This window comes from Acidovorax sp. WCS2018Noco2-16 (genome assembly GCF_031843945.1).
Taxonomy (GTDB): Bacteria; Pseudomonadota; Gammaproteobacteria; order Burkholderiales; family Burkholderiaceae_C; genus Paracidovorax.
Genome location: NZ_JAVTJJ010000003.1, coordinates 97,624 through 118,588, shown reverse-complemented (window position 1 = coordinate 118,588; position 20,965 = coordinate 97,624). Strand labels below are relative to the sequence as shown.

General features: G+C 68.4%; 21 protein-coding genes. 11 read left to right on the top strand and 10 right to left on the bottom strand.

Translation table 11 applies throughout. The annotated features are described in order from the left end of the window. Position 1: 1 nt before the first annotated feature. Positions 2-934, bottom strand: a complete 933-nt coding sequence (locus RQI28_RS10060; protein WP_311223231.1) for a LysR family transcriptional regulator — start codon at positions 932-934, stop codon at positions 2-4. Positions 935-1,000: 66 nt separating this feature from the next. Between RQI28_RS10060 and RQI28_RS10055 the strand changes: the two genes are divergently transcribed. From RQI28_RS10055 to RQI28_RS10025, 8 genes are all read left to right on the top strand, one after another. Next, entirely contained in the window at positions 1,001-1,936 is a 936-nt protein-coding gene (locus tag RQI28_RS10055) for a DMT family transporter (RefSeq protein WP_311223230.1), read from the top strand. A 186-nt stretch (positions 1,937-2,122) separates the two neighbouring features. After that, positions 2,123-4,045 (top strand): methyl-accepting chemotaxis protein, encoded by a 1,923-nt coding sequence (locus RQI28_RS10050; RefSeq protein ID WP_311223229.1) that lies wholly within the window; start codon positions 2,123-2,125, stop codon positions 4,043-4,045. Further along, positions 4,045-4,548: a DUF2127 domain-containing protein gene (locus RQI28_RS10045; protein ID WP_311223228.1), complete on the top strand. Its 504-nt coding sequence runs from the start codon at positions 4,045-4,047 to the stop codon at positions 4,546-4,548. Before RQI28_RS10050 ends, RQI28_RS10045 begins: the two co-directional genes overlap by 1 nt. Positions 4,549-4,633: 85 nt before the next feature. Further along, positions 4,634-4,783 (top strand): hypothetical protein, encoded by a 150-nt coding sequence (locus tag RQI28_RS10040; protein WP_311223227.1) that lies wholly within the window; start codon positions 4,634-4,636, stop codon positions 4,781-4,783. 345 nt (positions 4,784-5,128) lie between these two features. Further along, complete coding sequence (locus RQI28_RS19725) at positions 5,129-5,338, top strand: hypothetical protein (RefSeq protein ID WP_404976892.1); 210 nt, start codon at positions 5,129-5,131, stop codon at positions 5,336-5,338. A 124-nt stretch (positions 5,339-5,462) separates the two neighbouring features. Then, the gene (locus tag RQI28_RS10035; protein WP_311223226.1) at positions 5,463-5,819 is read left to right on the top strand and encodes an RNA-binding protein; all 357 of its coding nucleotides are present in this window, start codon (positions 5,463-5,465) and stop codon (positions 5,817-5,819) included. 175 nt (positions 5,820-5,994) lie between these two features. Continuing rightward, positions 5,995-7,353, top strand: a complete 1,359-nt coding sequence (locus RQI28_RS10030) for an esterase-like activity of phytase family protein (protein ID WP_311223225.1) — start codon at positions 5,995-5,997, stop codon at positions 7,351-7,353. A gap of 87 nt (positions 7,354-7,440) precedes the next feature. Continuing rightward, positions 7,441-8,145 carry a riboflavin synthase subunit alpha gene (locus RQI28_RS10025; protein ID WP_311223224.1) on the top strand — a complete coding sequence of 235 codons (705 nt, stop codon included), beginning with the start codon at positions 7,441-7,443 and terminating at the stop codon, positions 8,143-8,145. 80 nt (positions 8,146-8,225) lie between these two features. On the opposite strand, the gene RQI28_RS10020 is transcribed toward RQI28_RS10025, so the two are convergent. Next, positions 8,226-10,016, bottom strand: a complete 1,791-nt coding sequence (locus RQI28_RS10020; protein ID WP_311223223.1) for a GGDEF domain-containing protein — start codon at positions 10,014-10,016, stop codon at positions 8,226-8,228. A 178-nt stretch (positions 10,017-10,194) separates the two neighbouring features. Between RQI28_RS10020 and RQI28_RS10015 the strand changes: the two genes are divergently transcribed. Together RQI28_RS10015 and RQI28_RS10010 are read left to right on the top strand one after the other, a co-directional pair. Then, entirely contained in the window at positions 10,195-10,746 is a 552-nt protein-coding gene (locus RQI28_RS10015) for a GNAT family N-acetyltransferase (RefSeq protein ID WP_311223222.1), read from the top strand. Between the two features lie 136 nt (positions 10,747-10,882). Then, positions 10,883-11,380: an NUDIX hydrolase gene (locus tag RQI28_RS10010; protein ID WP_311223221.1), complete on the top strand. Its 498-nt coding sequence runs from the start codon at positions 10,883-10,885 to the stop codon at positions 11,378-11,380. A 72-nt stretch (positions 11,381-11,452) separates the two neighbouring features. On the opposite strand, the gene RQI28_RS10005 is transcribed toward RQI28_RS10010, so the two are convergent. Further along, positions 11,453-11,614 carry a hypothetical protein gene (locus tag RQI28_RS10005; protein WP_311223220.1) on the bottom strand — a complete coding sequence of 54 codons (162 nt, stop codon included), beginning with the start codon at positions 11,612-11,614 and terminating at the stop codon, positions 11,453-11,455. Between the two features lie 143 nt (positions 11,615-11,757). On the opposite strand from RQI28_RS10005, the gene RQI28_RS10000 reads away from it, so the two are divergent. Continuing rightward, positions 11,758-13,092: an IPTL-CTERM sorting domain-containing protein gene (locus tag RQI28_RS10000; RefSeq protein WP_404976893.1), complete on the top strand. Its 1,335-nt coding sequence runs from the start codon at positions 11,758-11,760 to the stop codon at positions 13,090-13,092. Positions 13,093-13,244: 152 nt separating this feature from the next. On the opposite strand, the gene RQI28_RS09995 is transcribed toward RQI28_RS10000, so the two are convergent. From RQI28_RS09995 to RQI28_RS09965, 7 genes are all read right to left on the bottom strand, one after another. Further along, entirely contained in the window at positions 13,245-13,685 is a 441-nt protein-coding gene (locus RQI28_RS09995; protein WP_311223219.1) for a hypothetical protein, read from the bottom strand. Positions 13,686-14,057: 372 nt separating this feature from the next. Then, positions 14,058-15,137, bottom strand: coding sequence for an SDR family oxidoreductase (locus RQI28_RS09990; RefSeq protein WP_311223218.1), 1,080 nt, complete (start codon positions 15,135-15,137; stop codon positions 14,058-14,060). Positions 15,138-15,461: 324 nt separating this feature from the next. Then, on the bottom strand, positions 15,462-15,716 hold the full coding sequence (locus RQI28_RS09985; RefSeq protein WP_311223217.1) for a hypothetical protein: 255 nt from the start codon (positions 15,714-15,716) through the stop codon (positions 15,462-15,464). A gap of 156 nt (positions 15,717-15,872) precedes the next feature. Further along, a complete protein-coding gene (locus tag RQI28_RS09980) occupies positions 15,873-17,009 on the bottom strand; it encodes a mechanosensitive ion channel family protein (RefSeq protein ID WP_311223216.1) in 1,137 nt (378 codons plus the stop codon). Positions 17,010-17,211: 202 nt separating this feature from the next. Beyond that, positions 17,212-18,963: an alpha,alpha-trehalase TreF gene (gene treF, locus RQI28_RS09975; RefSeq protein ID WP_311223215.1), complete on the bottom strand. Its 1,752-nt coding sequence runs from the start codon at positions 18,961-18,963 to the stop codon at positions 17,212-17,214. Between the two features lie 195 nt (positions 18,964-19,158). Beyond that, positions 19,159-20,004 carry a glucose 1-dehydrogenase gene (locus tag RQI28_RS09970; RefSeq protein ID WP_311223214.1) on the bottom strand — a complete coding sequence of 282 codons (846 nt, stop codon included), beginning with the start codon at positions 20,002-20,004 and terminating at the stop codon, positions 19,159-19,161. 372 nt (positions 20,005-20,376) lie between these two features. Beyond that, a complete protein-coding gene (locus RQI28_RS09965) occupies positions 20,377-20,940 on the bottom strand; it encodes a DUF1439 domain-containing protein (protein ID WP_311223213.1) in 564 nt (187 codons plus the stop codon). Between the last annotated feature and the right edge of the window lie 25 nt (positions 20,941-20,965).

Below are 20,965 nucleotides of genomic sequence, written 5' to 3'. Positions count from 1 at the left end.
TTTAAACCGGCCCTGCCAGGCCGGCGGCCAGGTGGTCGATCCAGGCCCGCACGCGCGCCGGCAGAAACCGGTTGGGCGGATACAGCAGCCAGGCCGTGCCGGAATAGGCGGTGTCGTGCCGCCAGTCGGCCAGCACCCGCACCAGGCTGCCGTCGTGCAACGCCGCACGCGCGGTGAAGCCCGGCAGGCTGGCAATGCCCAGCCCGCTCAGGGCCGCGTCACGCCGCATGGCGCTGTGGTTGGCGGCGTAGCGGCCGTTCACTTCCACCGCGGCAGTGTCGGCCGCGCGGCCAGTGCCCCGGGTGAAGCGCCAGCGCCGGTCGTGCGGGTGTTCGCCCAGCCAGATGCAGTCGTGCCGCGCCAGATCGGCCGGCTGGGCCGGCGTGCCGCGCTGCGCCAGATAGCCGGGGCTGGCGCACACGAGGTGTTCCACCGCCTCCAGCGGCCGGCCGGCCAGCCCGGGCGGCGGCGCCTGGGTGATCGCTAGCGCCAGGTCGATGTCTTCGGCGAACAAATCCACCACCCGGTCGGTCACCACCAACTGCACGTCGACCTGCGGGTACGCGGCCAGAAACGGCGCCACCAGCGGGTGCACGCACTGGCGGGCATAGGCCTTGGGCGCGCTCATGCGCACCAGGCCGTGGGGCAGGGCGCTGCGCTGGGCGTCGGCCAACTGCAGCACCTCGCGCGCGGCGGCCTCCAGCGACTGGCAACGCGCATGCGCCGCATGGCCGGCCGCCGTCAGCCGCAGCTGGCGCGTGGTGCGCTCCAGCAGGCGCACACCCAGACGGGCCTCCAGCCGCGCGACCTGCCTGCTCACGGCCGAGGGCGTCAGGCCCAGCGCCCGGGCGGCGGCAGAGAAGCTGCCTGCCGACACCACGCGTGCGAACACGGCCATGTCGGGCAGGCTGTCGAGGGCGTCATTTGTGCGCATTGGGAACAGGTGCTGTGCAGATCCGCTGGATTATCGCGATGAAGGCGCGAATCCATGATCGCCGCCATGACTGCCTTTGCCCTTGCTTTTCCCGCCTTACGCCACCCGCGCGCGGCCGACATCTCCCTGCTGCTGGTCGCAGCGCTCTGGGGCACCAGCTACGGCGTGGCCAAGGGCGCGCTAGCCCACTACCCCGTGCTGGCCTTTCTGGCCGTGCGCTTCTTGCTGACTGCCGCGCTGCTGGCGCCGGCCTGCTGGCGCTGCTCGCGCGCCCAGTGGCGCGCTGCGCTGACCGCGGGGCTGCCGCTGGGTGGCCTGCTGATGGCGATCTTCGTGAGCGAAACCTATGGAGTGGCGCTCACCCAAGCCAGCAACGCAGCCCTGCTGATCAGTCTGTGCGTGGTCTTCACGCCGTTTGCGGAATGGGGGCTGCTGGGCCGGCGCCCGGCGCAGGCGGTGTTCGCATTCGCCGCCGTGTCGCTGGCGGGTGCCGCGCTGCTGGCGGGAGGCTGGCCGTCGAGCGATGCGTGGCGCACGGGTTGGTGGCGGCGCTGGAATGCCGGCGACGCATTGATCGTGTGCGCGGCCGTGCTGCGCGCCGTCACCGCCTGCGCCACCAGCCGGCTCACCCGGCGCCATGAACAGGCGCCGGTGCTGCTGTTGACCGCAGTGCAGTCGGCCGTCGTGGGGCTGGGCTGCGTGGCGCTGGCCGGGCTGGGCCTGGGTGGGGGCGTGCCGCCGTTGCCCACCGCCCCCGCGTTCTGGGCGGCCACGCTGTATCTGGTGTTGGGCTGTACGGTGGTGGCGTTCTTCGTGCAGAACTGGGCGCTGCGGCACAGCGCGCCCAGCCGTGTGGGGCTGTTGATGGGCACTGAGCCGGTCTGGGGCGCGTTGTTTGCCGTGGCGTGGATGGGCGAGCGCATGACGAGCGCGGCCTGGGTGGGCGGCGCTCTGATCGTGATGGCGGCGTGGTGGATGTTGCGACAGCGCAACGGGGAATGACCTACGTTCCGGGTTGAACGGCCTTAAACGGACTTGTTAGCACCAAAACCGGTGCGGGGAGGATGTAGGCGGACATCTCGAACTGAAGAGTAGTAACAGAATGTGATCTAAAAATAGGGGCACTGCGTACCAATCTGGTATTCAAGCCACCCTTTTTTTCTTTTCCGTTTTCTTCTGGTTTCTGTCATGACTGCCTGGATCACCCACCTCCGTTTCTCGCGCAAATTCGCGCTCATCGGTGCACTTGCATTGCTCATGTTTCTGGTGCCTACCGCCATGTTGGTCAGCGTCACGCTGGACAAGCTGGCCGTGGCCCAACGCGAGAAGCTGGGTTTGCTGCCGGCCGAACAACTGCTGCAGTTGCTGCAGCAAACACAGCAGCACCGGGGGCTGTCCGCATCGTTTCTGGGCGGCGCCGATGCGGCTGGCGCCAATCGGCAAACCCGCCAGAAGGAAGTCGATGACACCATGGCGCGTGCGCGCAATGAGCTGGCGGCACTGCAAGACCGCGCGCTCATCGACCGCATTGACCACATCACCACCGACTGGCGAGCGCTGGCTTCCGGCGTGGCTGGAAAAGCCATCACCGGTGTGCAGAGCAACCAGCAGCATGCCGCGCTGATCGCACGCCAGCTGGGGCTCATCGACGATGTGGCCAACAGCTCGGGCCTGGCGTTGGACCCCGACAGAAGCACCTATTACGTGCAGCGGGCCGCACTGTCGCAGCTGCCTTACCTGACCGAGTCGCTGGGCCAGATGCGGGCGCGCGGCGCGCTGCTGCTGGCGCGTGGCGAGGCCTCGCCGGAAGACCGTGCGCGCATTGACGGCCAGGCCGAACGCGTGCGCCAGTACTACGAGGACGGGCGCAAGGCACTGGAGCTGGCAGCCGATGGCCACAGCCTGCCCGCCGCGGTGGAAACCGCCCGCACGGCCGCGCTGGCGGCAGCCCAGGAAGGCTTCAAGCTGGCTGACGAATCCATCGTTCAGGCGCAGACGCTGAGCCTGTCGTCCACCGAATGGGTGGCGCGCATGACGCGCATCATCGATGCCCAGTTCGCGTTGGTGAAGGCCTCGTTCGATCTGCTGCGCTCGTCGTTGGACGAACAGATCTCCAGCCTGCGCAGCACGCTGATCTGGCTGTCGATGCTGCTGGCCGCGCTGGCGGCGATCTCGCTGTGGGTGATGGTGATGATCACCCGCACCACGACGCGTTCGCTGGACAGCGCGGTGCGCCTGGCCGAATCGGTGGCCGCTGGTGACCTGTCGGTGCGCGTGCAGCCCCAGGGCCGCGACGAAGTGGCCCAGCTGCTGACGGCGCTTCAGGCCATGACGGCCCAGCTGGGATCGGTAGTGGGCTCCGTGCGGCAGAACTCCGAAAGCGTGGCCACGGCCAGCGCGCAGATCGCCCAGGGCAACGCCGACCTGAGCCAGCGCACCGAAGAACAAGCCAGCGCGCTGGAAGAAACCGCCGCGTCGATGGAAGAGCTGGGCTCCACCGTGCAGCACAACGCCGACACCGCCCGTGAGGCCAACGCGTTGGCGCGTAGCGCGGCCGCCGTGGCATCGCAGGGCGGGGCGGTGGTGCAGCAAGTGGTGCAGACGATGCAGGGCATCAACACCAGCTCCAAGCGCATTGCCGACATCATCGGCGTGATCGACGGCATCGCCTTCCAGACCAACATCCTGGCGCTGAACGCTGCGGTAGAAGCGGCCCGCGCCGGTGAGCAGGGCCGTGGCTTTGCCGTGGTGGCGAGCGAAGTGCGGTCGCTGGCCGGCCGCTCGGCCGAGGCCGCCAAGGAGATCAAGGCGCTGATCAGCGACAGCGTGAACCAGGTTGGCCAGGGCACGCAGTTGGTGGACGAGGCGGGCCGCACCATGGGCGAGATCGTGGCGTCCATCCAGAAGGTGAGCGAGCTGGTGAGCATCATCAGCGCGGCCACGGCCGAGCAGAGCGCCGGCATCGCGCAGGTCGGCGAAGCCGTCGCGCAGATGGACACCACCACGCAGCAGAACGCCGCGCTGGTGGAAGAAAGCGCAGCCGCCGCCAGCAGCCTCAACGGCCAGGCGCAGCAGCTGGTGCAAGCCGTGGCGGTGTTTAGACTGGCGTAATGAGCCGCTACCGCCCGCAGCCCGCCACGGACACCGCCGCAACGCACCGCGCACTGCGCACCATCGCGGCGTTCGAAGCGCTCAAGGGCGTGGTCGCGCTGGTGGCGGGCGTGGGCGTGCTGGGCTTGCTGCACAGCGACCTGCACGCCATCGCCGTCGCGCTGATCGGCCATGTGGGCCTGAGCCCCGGCCAGCACTACCCGGCGCTGCTGCTGGGCGGCATCGACCGCTGGGCAGGCGATGGCGACTGGCAGTGGCTGACTGCTGCGGCCGCAGGTTACGCGGCATTGCGGTTTGCCGAAGCCTGGGGCCTGTGGCGCGACAAGGCCTGGGGCGAATGGCTGGGCGCGCTGTCGGGCGGGCTCTACATTCCGTTCGAACTGTGGCACTGGGCGCACCGGCCGACCTGGGCGGCCAGTGCGGTGGTGCTGCTCAATGCCGGTGTGGTGGCCTATCTGGGCTGGCGGCTGTGTGTGCGCCGTGGGGTGGTGCCGCAGGCCTGAACCCCAGCTCAGAATGCCGCGCGAAAACCAGGCACATCTGCTGTAATCACCCTCATCACTTTCGACCCTTCAAGAGGAACACACTATGGCCAAAGGCGAGCAGCGAAGCAACAAGATGGCGAAGAAGCCGAAGAAGGACACCAGCCTGCCACCGCTCGATTCTTCGGGCGCCTCCAGCCGTCCCATGGCGCCCACCACCGCGGTGCTGCCCAAGGGCAAGTTGAAGAACAAATAACGGCAACCTTGAAAAACGCCGCCCGCAGCACAGCGCGGGCGGCGTTTTTCATTGGCGGGTCACAAATTTAGTAGAGCGCTCTTTTACAACTGCAAAGAATATTGATCAGCACTTAAATGCAAATTGGCGATATAATCCGCTTTGTTGCAGTCACGGCTCTTGACTCGTTCAGTCACCGCAACGCCTGCTGAAAGGGGCACAACGCCCCATGCAGGACGCCTTTGGCGACCCTTGTCGCCCTGTTGGTCTGTAGAGCTGCAGCCAACCGAGTCCCTAGATGCTCACGCAGGTCGATTTCGATGCCTGCGGTCCTGAATGAACTAGATTTCCATTACCGCCATTTCCATGGGCAAGTACGTCGTTTCGCCCGCGACACACCCGACCGATTGCGGCCGCTTCCGCGCCTCCTTTTCGGTCCATCGTTCCCAGGGTAACGGCAGCTACTGCCGGGTATTCCGCTTCGACAAAGCCTTTGCGTCGCGTGAAGCGGCCCGGCTCTTTGCAGTCACCCAAGGCTGGCTGCAAACGTGCATGCCACACCCACCTACGTGCTGATGCCTGCTTCTCGCAGACCATTCGCCCCTCCCATTCCTGCAGTGGCTACGGACTCCCAGTCCGCCAAGCCGTATCCCAACGGCGCGCCCTTCGTTGCGCACCAATATTCAGAAAGGCTCCTTCCATGAGCGTCAAAATCTATGTGGGCAACCTGCCCTATTCCGTTACCGATGACAGCCTGCGCAGCAACTTCGCCGAGTTCGGCGGTGTGTCTTCCGCCAAGGTCATGATGGACCGTGAAACCGGTCGTTCCAAGGGCTTCGGCTTTGTGGAAATGGCTTCGGCCGAAGTCGCCCAGGCCGCCATCACCGGCCTGCACGGCATGTCCGTCGATGGCCGCACCATCGTCGTGAACCTGGCCCGCCCGCGTGAAGAAGGCGGCGGTGGCGGCTCCGGCGGCTACAGCCCGTCTGGCTACACCGCCAACAAGCGCTCGGACGTCGGCTACGGCAACGGCGGCTACGGCGGCGGTCGCTACTAAAGCCCAGGCCCCAGGCCTTCAAAGAACCGGCTCTTGCGAGCCGGTTTTTTTTCGTCCGGCTGCAGACAAAACAGGCGCAGCCCGGCCAGCCAAGGCCCCACGCGCGAAGGCGGGTCACCGCCCTGTCACACCGCCCGGGCATCGTCCGGCTTTTGTCCTTGCCAAAGCCGCTCGCATGTTCCCTCTCTCCCGTATTGCCGCCTGCACCACGCTGGCGTGTGCCGCCTTCACTTCCGTGCACGCCCAGCAGGTCTTCCCGGCCACGCTCGCCGGCCATGCCGTACTGCCCGCGCAGTCGCTGATCGCCGCGCCCCAGAATGCACCCGCCGACCTGCAGACCAGCGGCAAGTTCACCACGCCCCAGCGCTCTGACCGGCTCGGCAGCGTAGAGGGCACTTCGGGCGGCCGGCCTACGGGCGTCGCGCTGCCGTTCAAGGGCCAGCCTGCGCAGGGCCACTCGGGCATCAAGCGCATGGCCGACGGCTCGTTCTGGATCCTCACCGACAACGGCGCGGGCGCCAAGGCCAACTCGCCCGACTTCATGCTGTACCTGAACCACTACGCGGTGGATTTCAGAAGCGGCCAGTTCAAGCGCCAGAAGACGATCTTCCTGCATGACCCCGACAAGAAGGTGCCGTTCCGCATCGCCGAAGAGGGCACGAAGGAGCGCTACCTGACCGGCGCCGACTTCGACCCCGAGAGCTTTCAGTTCGCCGGCGGCGCGCTGTGGATCGGCGAAGAGTTCGGGCCCTATCTCATCAAGGCCGACCTGGACGGCCGCGTGCTGGCGGTGTTCGAAACGCAGGTGGACGGCAAGACCGTGCGCTCGCCTGACCACCCGGCCATCACCGGACCCGGCGCGCCCGATGCGAAGGCGCCGGCCTTCGAGGTCAAGCGCTCCAAGGGCTTCGAGGGCATGGCCTCGTCCAAGGACGGCAGCAAGCTCTACGCGCTGCTGGAAGGCCCGCTGTGGAACGAATCGGCCAAGGCCTATGAAGCGCTGGAGGGCGGCAAGCAGTACCTGCGCGTGCTCGAATTCGACGTCAAAGCCGAGAAGTGGACCGGCCGCCACTGGAAGTACGTGCTCGAAGCCAACCACCACGCCATCGGCGACTTCAACATGATCGACGAGAACACGGGATTGATCATCGAGCGCGACAACGGCGAAGGCACGGCCGACAAGGCCTGCCCTGAAGGCACCAAGCGCACCGATTGCTTTCACGACCAGGCGAAGTTCAAGCGCGTCTACAAGGTCGAGCTGACCGAGGCCAACGCCGGCGCCGAACTGCGCAAGGTGGGCTACATCGACCTGATGAACATCCAGGACCCGCAGCGCCTGGCGAAGAAGCCTTTGAACAACGGCGTGCTCACTTTCCCGTTCTTCACCATCGAAAACGTGGACGTGGTGGATGCAACGCACATCGTGGTGGGCAACGACAACAACCTGCCGTTCAGCTCCAGCCGCGAGCCCGACCGGGCGGACGACAACGAGCTGGTGCTGCTCGAAGTGGGCGAATTGCTGCGGGCCAAGTAACCGGCGCCGGGGCGTGGCGTGGGCCGGGTGGCAGAATTCCCGGCCCTCGTCGTCGTCCACGTTCTTCACCGGAAAGCCCGCACCACCATGTTCACCGGCATCGTCCAAGCCACGGCAGGCATCGCCGCCATCACCGACCGCGCGGGCCTGCGCACTTTCACGCTCGACTTTCCCGAGGGCTTTTGCCAGAACCTCGCCATCGGCGCGAGCGTTTCCACCGACGGCGTCTGCCTGACGGTGACCGAGATCCTCTCGCCCACGCAGGCCGCGTTCGACGTGATGCTGCAAAGCCTGAACATCACCACGCTGGGCCGCTACCGCCTGGGCGACCGCGTGAACGTGGAGCGCGCGGCCAAGGACGGCGCCGAGATCGGCGGCCACCCGCTGTCGGGCCATGTCGACTTCACCGGCACGCTCAGCCAGCGCCGCGCATTCGACAACAACCTGGTGTGGCGCGTGGCCGTGCCCGAGCCCTTCCGCCGCTACGTCTTCGCCAAGGGCTACATCGCCATCCACGGCGCCAGCCTGACGGTGGCCGAGGTGAACCGGCAGGAGGGCTGGTTCGAGGTGTGGCTGATTCCCGAGACGCGCCGCGCCACCGTGTTCGAAGGCAAACGCGAAGGCGATGCGCTCAACATCGAGATCGAGCGCAGCACGCAAGTGGTGGTCGACACCGTGCGCGAAGCCGTGCAGGAGAGCCTGGGCCGCCTCACGCCCGTGCTGGAGGCGCTGCTGAAAGAAAAGGGCCTGTCACTGGACGACTTGGTGCAGCCGCCGGTGTTGCCGCGCTGACGGTGTCTTTCCACACGGTGCTGGCAAGGTTTGAAGCCTTTTAGGCCTCAAGCGCCCTATCAATAAGCGCTTGTAGCTATTTAATCAATAGCATTGGGCCCCTGTTCGGCCCGCTCGGCCACCACCACCCGGTTGCGCCCGGCGCGCTTGGCGCGATAGAGCGCCGCGTCGGCCTCCGACAGCAGGTGAGCCAGATCCAGCCCGTGGTGCTGCGACGCCGCCACGCCCAGGCTGGCCGTCAGCGCCGCCGTGCCGGCCGTAGGCAGGGCCACCGGCGCAGCCGCGATGGCGGCCCGCACCCGTTCGGCCGACAGCGCGGCCTGGCTGCTGTCGCACGGGCCCAGCAGCACCACGAATTCTTCGCCGCCATAGCGCGCGGCCACGTCGTCGGTCCGCAGCGCTGCGCGCAGTGCGCTGGCCACCGTGCGCAGCGCCTCGTCGCCCGCCGTGTGGCCGGCGCGGTCGTTGAAGGCCTTGAACGCGTCCACGTCCAGCAGCAGCACCGCCACGCCAAAGCCGTGGCGTTGGGCCTGCGCGATGCGCTCGGCGGCGGACTCGAAGAACGCGCGCCGGTTGGGCAGGCCGGTCAAAAAGTCGGTGCGCGACTGCTCGCGCAGCTGCGCGATGAGGCCGTTACGTTCGCGCTCCAGCACCTGCCGGGCGCGCGTGTGTTTCTGCAGCGCACGCACGGCTTGCACGACGGCAGCACCTTCGTCGTCGCCCCGAATGCGCGGCAGTGGCGCATTCAACTCGTTGCGCGCCAGCGCCTGCAGGGCCAGCGTGGTCTGCGCCAGGGGCCGCAACACGCGCTGCTGCAGCGTGACGAGGGCATAGGTCAGCACTGCCACCAGCGTGGCGGATGCGGCGATCACCAGCAGCAGGCTGCGCAGCGCGGCTTCATGCGCGCGGGCTGTGCGGGCCAGCAGTTGCGCCAGCATGGCGTCGCGCAGGCCGATCACCTTCGTCAGTTCGGGCACGTAGCGCTCGGCAAACTGCGCTGCCGTCACGCTGTAGCGCCCGTCGGTGACGCCGGCCGCCATCACCGGCCCCACCACCTGAAGCATGGCATGTTGAAAGTAGCCTGTTTGCACCTCGGCCCACGCCTGGCGCAGCGCGGGCGGCGTGTCGGGCGCGCCGACGCGCTGGTCGATCAGAAATTTCAGCGCGGCGATGTGCCCGCGTGTGCGCTCGATGGTCAGCCGTTCGCCCTGCGTGAATGGCTGGTGGCCGGCCTGCGTGTATGGCTGGTGGCAGGCCAGCGCGGCAGTGAAGTGCGAACCCAGCACGCCGGCATGTTCGCGCAATTCGGTCGTCAACAACAGTGTCTGTACGTCGCCTTGCAGGGCAGGTTGCGTCTGGCGCGTGGCCAAGCCCAGCGCGCCGGTCACCGGCGCCAGCAGCGGTACCACCGCCACCATGCCGTAGACACTGGCGCGCACGCTGTCGGCGCTGCGCTGGGCCGATGGCAAGGCGATGGTGCCGTCGACCACCGTGCGAGCGCGGGCCAGGGCCTGGATGGCCGCGTCGGCATGCGGTGCCGCTTGCGCCAGCGGGCCGGGCGGCTGCGCGTGCAGCATGGCCGCCAGCTGGGCCAGGGCCGTGTCGGTGTGGGCGCGTGCCGCCTCCAGGGCCTGCTGCTGGGCCGCTTCGGGCGGGCCGTCGGCAGCGCCCAGGCGGGCATTGGCGGGGCCGCGTTCGCGCGACACGTATTCGGCCGCCAGCAAACCCAGGCGCAGCCGCTCGATGGTGAGGGCACCCTCGTCTGCCTGACGCCATGCGTGCCACTCATCCGCGCTGGTGCGCAGCACCAGGGTGGCAGTGACCAGGGCCAGCAACAAGCCCATCAGGCGCAGCAATCGACTCAAGGACATAGGACGTGGCGAACTGCCTTCAACAGTGGAAAAAACGGGAAGCGGTGTCGGAGAATCGTGCTTCTACACGAATGGTGGCATATCGCCTAACCCTTGTTCTGGCAAACGCGGCCCGTATGGGCCTGGGCGCCGCCGCTTGACGTTCGTTGACGTTTCACCTGCCTGTCTGCCTGCCTACATGCGCTCCGCCACTCCACCCGTCCGTGCCGCCCCTGCGCCCGACCCGGCTGGCTTTCAGCTGCGTGCGCTGGGCCTGGCCGATCTGCCCGGCTTGCTGTCGATCCAGCAAGCGTGCTACGGCACCGGTTTTGCCGAAAGCGGGGCCGTGTTCGCGCGGCGGCTGGCTTGCCCGGCGCAGTGCTCGCTGGCCCTGGCCGGGCCCGACGGCGTGCTGGTCGCCTACCTGGCCGCGTACCGCAGCGTGCAAGGCCAGGTCACCCCGCTGCACGGCGACTTCAAGGCCACGCGCGGCACCGACACGCTCTACCTGCACGACCTGGCCGTGCTGCCCGCGCTGGCCGGCCGGGGGCTGGGGCCGGCGCTGCTGGCGCCGCTCTGGGCCAGCGCCCGTGCCGAGGGCCTGCGCCGTACCGCCCTGGTCGCCGTGCAGGGCGCGCAAGGCTGGTGGGCGAGACACGGCTACGCGGTGCAGCCGCTGACCAGCGCCGTGCAGCGCCAGCACCTGGCCAGCTATGGCGCCGACGCGGTGTACATGGGTCGGACGCTATGATATGAATAGCTGCTAGCGCTTATACATCAAGCGCTAGAGCCCGATTTGGCTTGAATATCCACAGAGCGTTGTTGCGCGCTGGCCCGCCTGACGAAAAGCCATGCCTTTGCCGGCCGGCATGGCGATAATGCCGGCCATGCCCCACCGCTGGAAACCCAACGTCACCGTCGCCGCCATCGTCGAACAGAACGGCCGTTTTCTGCTGGTGGAAGAAGACACCGCCGACGGCCTGCGGCTGAACAACCCGGCCGGCCACCTCGACCCGGGCGAATCGCCGGTGCAGGGCTGCATCCGCGAAGTGCTGGAAGAAACCGCCTGCGATTTCGCACCCACCGCACTGGTGGGCGTGTACCTGAACCGCTTCACCCGCACCCGCACCGGCGACGACATCACCTACCTGCGCTTTGCCTTTGCCGGCAGCGTGGGGCCGGTGCATGCGTGGCGCACGCTCGACGACGGCATCGTGCGCACCGTGTGGATGACGCTCGAAGAGATCGAGTGCTGCGCCGACCGCCACCGCAGCCCGCTGGTGCTGCAGTGCATTCGCGACTACCTGGCCGGGCAGCGTTTTCCGATCGATCTGATTCACACCGATCCCACGGTGCTGCAGCCGCCGCCTGCCGCGCTGCGCTGAAGCAACCGGCCCGGCTCAGTATGGTTCGGCCTGTGGCTGAGCCTCCTCATCGCACTGCCCGTGGCGCGTCGTTCAGGCCGCCGCGCCGATCACATGCTCGCCACTGGCAAAGCGGTCGCCCACGGACAGCTCTTTTAGTGCAGGCCACAGCGCGGCGCTGTCGGCGAACGCTTTTCTGCCGTGCAGGTCGCCGGTTGTAGGGCCGTGCCAGCCACTGAAGCGTTGTTCGGACATCAGACGCGTTCGAGCATGGTTGCGATGCCCTTCCCTCCGCCCACGCACTGCCCGACAGGGCCATCCCTGGCGCACCCAGCAACGCCATCACGCTGAACCCCGCCTCCGACAGCGGAAGCTCTTCTGCGGACGGCCTCACCGCAGTGACCACTCCCACCCTGCGTTTGAGCCTGGCAGGCACCGGTGCCGTCGCTGGAGATAGCGTCGAAGTGCTGCTCGGCGGCGCCCCCTTGCGCCCGGCGTTCATCACCCCCTTGAGCGGTGCGAATATCGTCAACGGCTACATCGACGTGACGGTACCAGCCGGCAGATTGGGCGCAGAGGGCTCGAAGGTGTTCACGATGCGCGCGATCAACCTGGCCGGCAATGTCGGTGGCGCGGCAGGTTCGTTGACGATCACGCTGGACACCACGCGGCCCGCGGCACCTGCAGTGCCCGTTCTCCATGCCGCTAGCGACAGCGGCTCTTCCAACTCGGACCGAATCACCAACGTCACCACGCCATCCATCGGCGGCACGGCTGAAGCAGGCAGCATCGTCAAGCTGTACGAGGGCGCGACATGGTTGGGTATGGCAACCGCGGCCGGTGATGGCGCGTGGAGCATCCACAGTTCGGCGTTGGCCAGCGGTGTGCACAGCCTCATCGCGACGGCGACCGATGGTGTAGGGAACGTCAGCGATCCGTCGGGGCCGCTGTCCATCACCATCGATACAAAGCCCTTGGTCTTAACCGGCGCCGTTGCCGGCGATGAGAAGGTCACGCTCGCTTGGAGCACTACTGCGGCCAACGCAACCGGCAGCTACACCGTGACAGGCACACCGGCGGGCACCTGCACCGCTGCCACCACGTCCTGCACCGTGCCGGGCCTGACCAACGGCACGACCTACCAGTTCACGGTGAAGGCGAGCGGAGCGGGTGGCGTCGCGTCTGCCCCCATCAGCGCAACACCGGTACGCACCGAGTTCACCGGTCCGGTGCCCGGCGTCGCTGGCACCGCTGCGGTGTCGATCACCGGCGGCGGCAACAGTTGCACGCTGACGTCGGCAGGCTTCAACGCGGTAGTGCCGCCCAACGCGCCAGCGGGCGCCACCCAGCCGGTCGGTGTCTTCCGCTTCAGCGCCGATGGCTGCCCCGGCGACACGCTCTCGGTCAGTCTGACCTACCCTCAGCCCCTGCCTGCGCGCATTCGATTCATGAAATTCGGCCCTCCTGCCACGGGCCGCGCATCTTCCTGGTTCGAACTCCAGCCGGCGCAATACTCGCTGAGCAGCGACCGCCGTAGCGTGAAGTACACCGTGACCGACAACCAGGCCGGCGATTCGAACACGGCACCCGGCGCCATCGAAGATCCTTTCGCTCCGATGGTTTTGCAGGCACCGGCTGGCGTGACCGGTGTTCCGACGCTTTCTCAGTGGAGCCTGATGCTGATGTGCCTGCTGGTGGGATTGATGGCTTGGCGCATGCGTCGCATGTGGTGATGTCCCAGCCGCGTCGTCTGGTCGCAGCGCCTTCAGCAGGCTGCACCTGCGTCGACAAAGGCATCACTCCCCGCGCAACGCAGCACCGGCCCACCGCCTCTACGCCACGCGCACAGCCGGCCAGCATCACGCGCGTGACCAGGGAGGCCGGCTCACACGTCCGCCGCGATCGCCGGTGAGCCGTGGCCCAGCGGGTCGAGCGTGATGTGGATTTGCGCGGCATCGGCCAAGTCGGGGCGGCCGCCTTCGCCCACGTCCATCAATGCGGTGAACTGGCCGTCCAGGAACAGGAAGGTCACGGCGCCCGCCACGTCGGCCAGGGCTTCTTCCGACGAGCCGAAGCCGGCTGCAGCGATCTTTTCGTCGGCGTCGAGCTGGTAGTGCCAGGTGCCACTGCCCTCGCGCTCCAACAGGCCCAGGTCGACCAGTTTGTCGCGCTTGTTGCTGCACAGCACCCGGTTCTGCGAGGCATACAGCGTGAAAGGCTGGCCGGGCGGTTGCGTGGCTGTGGCCGAAGAGGGTTGGGTAGGCGACGTGCGAACGCTGATGGCGTCGGACGCAACGGGCGATCCGGTGGCGGGCAGGCGGGACATGGAGGCTCCTGAGGATGAAGCGGCCACGGAAATTGCAGGCCGCAAGGGACGGTGAGCGGCATGCGCACCCCGCTGGCCGCTCAATGCGGTGCAGTGCGGTGCACGGTGCCTGAAAACCATCGTAGGCAGCACCGGCGCGGCGTTGTGTAGGAAGACGCCGGGGCGGTGGGCGCGGCCGCCGCACGCCGCGCGGCGGGTGCATGCGGCTGCACTGTTTGAAGCAAAAAGGGGCTGTAACGCCCGATTAGCAAGCGCAGGCAGCTATCTATTTGGTAGCAAATGCTGCCGGAAGCAGCAGGTTGCGAAGCGCTTTGGCGGCATGGCGCGCTAAGGGGGGCGAGCGCCCGCGCCAGCGGGCTGCGCCCGGTGCCCCTATCGGTCGCGCCGCCCGGCCCAAAAGCCCCAGGCCACACCGGCGGCACCCAGCGCCAGCACCAGCGCGGCGCTGCTCGCCATGCGCTGGCGATGGCCGCCTTCCACGGCGGTGCCGCGGGACGGCGCGAACAGGTTGCCGTCGCTGGTGCGCACCGGGTCGGCACTGCGCAGGCCCCAGTCGCTCACCCAGCGCATGGCCCGCGCCACCGTGCTGGGCGCCACGGCATGCGCCACGCGGCCGGACAGCGCACCCAACCCCATGAACGTCACCTCGCGCGGGTGGTGCGCCTGCGCCAGCCGCACCACGGTGCGCGCCACGCGGTGCGGGTCCACCATCGGCAGCTTGGGGCGGATGGTGCGGCCGGTGTAGTTGGCACCATGTGCCAGGCCCGGTGAATCGACGAAGGTGGGCGCCACGTCGCACACGTGCACGTCGGGCAGGTCGGCCACTTCGGCGCGCAGGCTCTCCGACAGGCCGCGCAGCCCGAACTTGCTGGCGGTGTACGCGGCCGCATAGGGCGCCGAGACCCAGCCGCCCATGGAGATCATGTTGATCAAGAGGCCGCGTCCGCGCTGTCGAAAGTGCCGCAGCGCCGCATGCGCGCCGTGCAGGTGGCCCAGCAAATTCGATTCCACCACGCGGCGATGGGCGGCCAGCGGTACCTCGTCAAAGCGGCCGATGGCGCCCACGCCCACGCCGTTGATCCACACATCGATCTGGCCGAAGTGGCGCACCGCCTTGTCCGCCAGCGACTGCACGGAGTCCGCATCGGTCACGTCGGTGGGCACGGCGATGGCGGTGCCGCCGGCCGAGCGGCAGGCCAGCGCGACGGGCGAGAGCGTGTCTGCGCTGCGCGATGCCAGCACCAGCCGTGCACCCTGGCGTGCGAAGGCCAGCGCGGTGGCGTGGCCGATGCCGCTGGAGGCGCCGGTGATCACCACCACCAGCGGTGCGGCCGTGGAGGCGCGCTGCGCATCCGGGGCGCCACCCGGTAAGGCGCGGCGGGTGGTTGGCGAAGGGGCCGGGTCGGTCAAGTCAGGTGGGCCGTCAGCCGGCCGGGACGAATGTGAACGCATGCGTAGAGTCCTTCTTTCCTGCGATGCGAGCGGCTGGCAGCGGCGCTGCAACGCTGGGGGCACACGGTGCTCAACGCTGCAGGCGCCCGCCACGCCGGCTCCGCGCGGTGGGTCATACGGCGTTGTAGTGCGCACAGGGCGCGAGATGCGTAGGACTTCTGCTGATCCGACGGGTGGGGACGGGCGAGCGGGCGGGTCGTGCGGCCGGCTGCGAAGCGCAGCGATGGGCGCGCGAGGCGGCGGGCTCCCGGTGCACCGGTGCACCGGTGCAGGTTGTTGGAGATCAGGCGCACCGGCGCCTAGGCCGCGCCAGCGCAGCCGGGTTCAGCGGCCGACCACGGACCAGCCCACGCGCTGGTCGGCCTTGTCGTTTTCGTATTCCCACGCCGTGCCGCAGCGGTCGCAGCGGTAGCGCGTGACGGTGACCACGCGGCCGTCCTCGCGCTCTTCCTTGCGGTTGCCGCGTTGCACCAGTTCGGCATGTCCTGGCGCGCGGCGCCAGTTGCGCTGGATGCCGGCGCAAGGCTCGCACAGCTCCATCTTCTTGAGTTCGTTCTGGCGTGCGGTGTCTTGGGTCATGGCGGTATCCGGGGCAAAGAGGGGCGGGCGGGAGCGTAGAACAGGGCTTCAAGTCCTAATCGGGCTGTGGCGCTTATTTTACGGGCGCAATGTGCTATTTAAATAGTAGCAATAAAGCCTTGTCCACATAAGTTTCGGCCCCTCGCACCCAGGCCGTCACGCCTGGGCGCCCACGCGCATCGGGCCGGGCGCAGGCGGCGGCTGCCAGCCGGCGGGCAGGTCGGCCACATGCACGCGCCGCTCGGGGATGGCAAAGGCCAAGTCCAGCGATTGCAGCTCGCGCATCAGTGCCAGGTTGATCTTCTGCTGCAGGTCCATGTACACGTTGTAGCCCGCATCCAGCACGATGTAGACCACCTCGTAGGTCAGGCCGTGGTCGCCGAAGGCCTGCAGGTGGGCCCGGTCGAAGCGGGCGTTGGGCTCGGCCTCGATGATGCGGCGCACCGCCTGCGGAATGGCCTCTGCCGTCTCGGCGCTGGTGCCGTAGGGCACGCGGAAGTTGAAGAGGATGCGCCGCTCGCGCATGTAGCGGTAGTTGTTGATGGTCTGCTTGAGCAGGTCGGTGTTGCTCATCACCACCTGCTCGCCGCTCAATGCGCTGATGCGGGTCGTCTTCACGCCGATCTGCTGCACCGTTCCGGCCACGCCGCCCACGACGATGAAGTCGCCCACCTCGAAGGGCTTGTCCACCGCGATGGCCACCGACGCGAACAGATCGCCCAGCACGCTCTGCACGGCCAGCGCGATGGCGATGCCGCCCACCCCCAGGCTGGCGACGAAGGCCGTGATGTTGACCCCTACGTTGGACAGGATGGCCAGCAGCACGGTGGCCCACAGCAGGGTGCGCAGGCCCCAAGAAATCAATGTGGCCGACGCGCTGATCTGCGCCGGGCTGGTGGCACCGTTGTGCACGCGGTAGCGCTCCACCACCAGCGCCGTGGCCCGCGTTCCCCACAGCCCCACCTGCAGCGCTACCGCCAGAAACCACAGCTGCTGCACGCGGGCGGGCCAGCGGCCGGGCAGCTCGAGCATGCCGGCACCCACCAGCACGGCAGCCAGCACGATCAGTAGATGGCTGGTGCCCGAGAGCACCTGCATCAGCAGTTGCGCGGGGCCACGATGAGAGCGTTCTTCACCCGCTGCCCGGCGGGCACGGGCCACGGCCCAGCCCTGCAGCAGGGTGAGCAAGAGGTAGGTGGCGAGGGCGGCGGCAGCGGCGATCAGCAAGCTGGCGGCCGACATGCCCCACAGGGTTTCGGTGTGCAGCCAGGCGGTGGCAGAGGCGATATCCATGCGTCGGAATCCTTTCTCGGGAAGCGTTGCGGTGTTGTCAGAAAAAAGCGGTATCGGTGACCGAAGGCACCGAAGACCGCCATGCGAGCCGGGTCAGACCCGGCGAGGAGTGGCGGCGACGGCCGGCCAAGTGCGTGTGGGCCCGAAGGCCGGCCCAGGGCGACGCGCCCCGGTGCGCGCCGGGCCGTGGTGCCGCGGAGGGTCAGCAGGCGCCGGACGCAGCGCCTTCGCCTGCCAGTCGGTCGTCTACCGGGCCGTAGTACACCGCCTGCGCGGCGGCCACAGTGTCGTAGCGCGGGTCCAGCCAGCACTGCACCACGCCGTTGGTCCAGCCAAAGCCGTCCTGCAGCGGGTATTCGCCGCCGTCGCCGCCGGCAGCGGCTTCGCTCTCGTTGGCGCGCAGCGAATATTTTTCCACCAGCTTGCCTTCCTTTTGGTAGACGGCGCGCACGGTGTCGATCCAGCGGCGGCGCACTTCCAGCGCCAGTGCCTTGTGGCCGTAGCGTTCCAGCCCGCGCACCGCCATCCATTGCAGCGGTGCCCAGCCATTGGGCCGGTCCCACTGCTGGCCGCTGGCGCATTCGGTTGCGGCCAGCCCGCCCGGCGCCATCAGCCGGGCCTCTACCGTGCGGGCCACCGCGGCGGCCTGCGCGTCGGTCGCCATGCCGGCATACAGGGGCACCACGGTGGCGGCGGTCAGGCAGCCGCGCAGCGTGCCGGCCTGCCAGTCGTAGTCGAAGTACGCGCCCTCGGCCTCGTTCCACATCAGCCGGTTCACTGCCTCGCGGCGGTGCGCGGCCATGTCCTGGTAGTGCCGCGCGGTGGCGGTGTCGCCCGCCGACAGGCTGGCCTTGGCGATGGAGACCTCCATGCGGTAGAGGTAGGCGTTCAGGTCCACCGGCAGAATCTGCGTCGTGCAGATCTGCGACAGCTGCAGTGAGCCCGGCTCGTCAGCGCGCGGCTCGCGCAGCCAGCGGGTGGAAAAGTCCCACCCCGACTCGCAGGCCGCGCGCAGGTCGCGGTACACGTCGGGCGAAGGGCGCTCGGCCATCGCGGCAGTTTCCACGTCTTCGCGCCAGGACTCTTCCCGTGGCGTGTCCCGGTCGTCCCAATAGCGGTTGAGCACCTCGCCGCCGGGCAGCGCCACCACGCGCCGCCGCGCATCGCCGGGGTGCAGCACATGCAGGCCGTCCATCCAGAAGGCGTGTTCGCGCAGCATCTGCGGCAGGTAGTGCGATGCCGGCGGCCCGCCGGCCAGTGCGCTCAGCTCCACCATCGACGCGAAGAGCGGCGGTTGCGAGCGGCTCAGGTAATAGGTGCGGGTGCCGTTGGGCACGAAGCCAAAGGCGTCGATCAGCCGCGCGAAGTTGTCCGTCATGCCGTGCAGCAGTTCATTGCGGCCGCTGGCCGCCAGGCCCAGCATGGAGAAGTACGAATCCCAGTAGTACAGCTCGGCAAAGCGCCCGCCCGGCACCACGTAGGGGTGCGCCAGGGGCAGCGCCGAGCCGCGCTGGGGGTGTTGTTCGGGGCAGCGTGTGAGCACCGGCCACAGCGCGGCAATGTGCTCGGCCAGCGACAGGCCGGGCGTGCCCACATAGTCTTCGTTGGTGATCTCGGGCGGCGCGAAGTGGCGGAGCACGAAGGCGCCCAGGTCGAAGCCCGGCTGCGTATGCTCGGCGCGGTACGCGGCAAGAATGGCTTCGGGCGCGTCCAGCGGCGCGCAGTCCACAAAGGTCTTGCTGTCGCCGAACACCTGCTGGCTCTGCACCGCGATGAACAGCTCTTGGTAGCGGTCGGCTGGCGTGCAGTGGTCGCACGGCGGCGCATTGGGCGCCTGCAGCCGCGACAGGTCGATGCGATAGGCCGGGTGCCGATCGGAGATGCGCTGCGAGGCAGGCGACGCCGGTGCCGGGGTGGCCGGGTGAGGGGAGGGCGGTGCGATCGTTGCGCTCATAGGACGGTGCGGTTCGTGGAACGTGGGGCTGGCCTGGCAAGAATTGCGCTCCAGCCCCTTCATGCAGCGGCCTTTGCAGGCGGGGTGCGGCGTTGCGGTGCGCAGCCCAGGGTCGGGCCGTGCGCTGTAGACCGTGCCTGTCATCCCCTACCGCAAAAACCGCTGCGCGAAACTTGGAAGACCCTAGACAGGTTCCTACTGTTCAGCATAGTTCCACAAAAGTCCACCATCCACCACCAGGGTGGCGCCAGTGATGTAGGCCGCATCGGCCGATGCGAGGAACGCCACGGTGCCCGCGACGTCCGGCGGCTCGCCCATCCGGCCCAGCGGAATCTGCGCGGTCAGCGCGGCCAGCTTGTCCGGTTGCTTCATCAGATCGTCGTTGATCGGCGTGCGGATCGCGCCCGGAGCCACGTTGTTCACCGTGATGCCCAGCGGCGCCAGCTCGATCGCCATGTTGCGCATGAGCATGCGCATGCCGCCCTTGCTGGCGCAGTACGAGGTGAAGTGGGGGAACGGCAGGTCTTCATGGACCGAGCTCATGTGGATGATGCGGCCCGGCCGCTTCGCGTCGCGCAGCGTGCGCGCGAACGCCTGGGCCGTGAAGAACGCGCCCTTCAGGTTCACGTCCAGCACCGTGTCGTAATCGTCTTCGGTCGTGTCCAGAAAGTCTGCGCGCAGTTCCAGCCCCGCGTTGTTCACCAGCACGTCCAGGCGGCCGAAGGCGGCATTCGCCTCGGCCACCACGGCCTGCATGCGGGGCACGTCGCGCAGGTCGCCGGCGAACACCTCGCAGCGCGCGCCCAGCGCGGCGATGCGGCGTTGCGCGTCGGCGGAGCGGTCGTCTTCCTTGCGCACGTGCAGGGCGATGTGAGCGCCCTCCTTGGCCAGGCGCTCGGCCACGGCCAGGCCAATGCCCTGTGCGCCACCGGTGACCAGCGCCGCCTGGCCGGCCAGACGCCGCGTGTGGGAGGGGGAAGCGGCGTCAGCCTGCGCAGCGGCAGCGGAGGGTGGGACGATTTTGTTGGCAGATGCGGTCATCGCTGCAGCGTGGCGCAACCGACGTGGCGCGGGTGCAGGACGATGGCGCGCGTGGCTGTGGACATTCCACTTCTTCAAGCGTTTTAGGGCTCTAGCGCCCTACGCATAAGCGCGAGCAGCTCATCTTTTCATAGCGTTTTGCCGGCGCGGGCCCCTGGGCCTGCGTCGCCCGCACGTGTCGCGGAAGGGTTTTCTTTGCGTGGAGCGTGTCGCCTTGGGCTGCGCGCTGGAGCGTCCGCAGTGTGGGCCGGCCGGGATGGTGCATGTGCGGAACTGGCTGGCTGGCTTGCTGCGGTGAGGTGAGACGCGTGGGAAGCACCTCGCCAAGCGCCCCGCGTGCAGACCGGCAGCCCACCGGCCGCACCGTCGTCGTCAGGACAGCGGCTTGGGCACCATCTCCACGGCCAGTCCGCGCTCGGTCACCGTGATGGCGCCCGGCTGCAGCCCGAGCCCGTCAGGCAGCGCCAGGTCTTGCGGCCGCAGCGTGTGCAGCACCACTTCGCGCAAGGAATCGCGCGCCAGCTGCGGCGCGTATTGCTGCAGCAGCGCCGCTGCATCGGGCCGCAGATCGGGAAAGTCGAGCGTGTTGACCTGCAGGTCGTGCGCGCGCACCGTGCGGTCCGACGCCTCATAGCGCAGGCCGAACTCCACGTCCAGCCGGCCCGGGTAGGCGCGGCGCAGCAACGGGCCGCCCGCCTGGACGGCCATGTCGGCGTTCAGCCGGTTGCGTTCGGGCCGCAGCGTGATGCGGGGCGACTTCACGTCCAGCTCGACCAGGCCGCCTACCGGAAAGCGGCGCGGAAACCGCTCGGCCAGCACCTCTTCGATCTGCTCGCGCGTGACCGTATAGCGCGGCCCGGCCGCCGCCGCACCACCGCCCGCCAGCGTGGCAAACAAGGCGGCGGGCACGGTGAAAAGCAGGGAGCGGCGTTGCATGGGGCAGGCGCACAGGCGCGTGGAA

Bases quoted from the DNA above. Each gene is read 5' to 3' on its own strand.
- RQI28_RS10030 (WP_311223225.1), top strand. From the start codon at position 5,995: ATGTTCCCTCTCTCCCGTATTGCCGCCTGCACCACGCTGGCGTGTGCC.
- RQI28_RS10060 (WP_311223231.1), bottom strand. From the start codon at position 934: ATGCGCACAAATGACGCCCTCGACAGCCTGCCCGACATGGCCGTGTTC.
- RQI28_RS09985 (WP_311223217.1), bottom strand. From the start codon at position 15,716: ATGACCCAAGACACCGCACGCCAGAACGAACTCAAGAAGATGGAGCTG.
- RQI28_RS19725 (WP_404976892.1), top strand. From the start codon at position 5,129: ATGGGCAAGTACGTCGTTTCGCCCGCGACACACCCGACCGATTGCGGC.
- RQI28_RS10010 (WP_311223221.1), top strand. From the start codon at position 10,883: ATGCCCCACCGCTGGAAACCCAACGTCACCGTCGCCGCCATCGTCGAA.
- RQI28_RS10040 (WP_311223227.1), top strand. From the start codon at position 4,634: ATGGCCAAAGGCGAGCAGCGAAGCAACAAGATGGCGAAGAAGCCGAAG.
- RQI28_RS10025 (WP_311223224.1), top strand. From the start codon at position 7,441: ATGTTCACCGGCATCGTCCAAGCCACGGCAGGCATCGCCGCCATCACC.
- RQI28_RS10035 (WP_311223226.1), top strand. From the start codon at position 5,463: ATGAGCGTCAAAATCTATGTGGGCAACCTGCCCTATTCCGTTACCGAT.
- RQI28_RS09990 (WP_311223218.1), bottom strand. From the start codon at position 15,137: ATGCGTTCACATTCGTCCCGGCCGGCTGACGGCCCACCTGACTTGACC.
- RQI28_RS09965 (WP_311223213.1), bottom strand. From the start codon at position 20,940: ATGCAACGCCGCTCCCTGCTTTTCACCGTGCCCGCCGCCTTGTTTGCC.
- RQI28_RS10005 (WP_311223220.1), bottom strand. From the start codon at position 11,614: ATGTCCGAACAACGCTTCAGTGGCTGGCACGGCCCTACAACCGGCGAC.
- RQI28_RS10050 (WP_311223229.1), top strand. From the start codon at position 2,123: ATGACTGCCTGGATCACCCACCTCCGTTTCTCGCGCAAATTCGCGCTC.
- RQI28_RS10015 (WP_311223222.1), top strand. From the start codon at position 10,195: ATGCGCTCCGCCACTCCACCCGTCCGTGCCGCCCCTGCGCCCGACCCG.
- RQI28_RS10055 (WP_311223230.1), top strand. From the start codon at position 1,001: ATGACTGCCTTTGCCCTTGCTTTTCCCGCCTTACGCCACCCGCGCGCG.
- treF (WP_311223215.1), bottom strand. From the start codon at position 18,963: ATGAGCGCAACGATCGCACCGCCCTCCCCTCACCCGGCCACCCCGGCA.
- RQI28_RS10020 (WP_311223223.1), bottom strand. From the start codon at position 10,016: ATGTCCTTGAGTCGATTGCTGCGCCTGATGGGCTTGTTGCTGGCCCTG.
- RQI28_RS09980 (WP_311223216.1), bottom strand. From the start codon at position 17,009: ATGGATATCGCCTCTGCCACCGCCTGGCTGCACACCGAAACCCTGTGG.
- RQI28_RS09970 (WP_311223214.1), bottom strand. From the start codon at position 20,004: ATGACCGCATCTGCCAACAAAATCGTCCCACCCTCCGCTGCCGCTGCG.
- RQI28_RS10045 (WP_311223228.1), top strand. From the start codon at position 4,045: ATGAGCCGCTACCGCCCGCAGCCCGCCACGGACACCGCCGCAACGCAC.
- RQI28_RS09995 (WP_311223219.1), bottom strand. From the start codon at position 13,685: ATGTCCCGCCTGCCCGCCACCGGATCGCCCGTTGCGTCCGACGCCATC.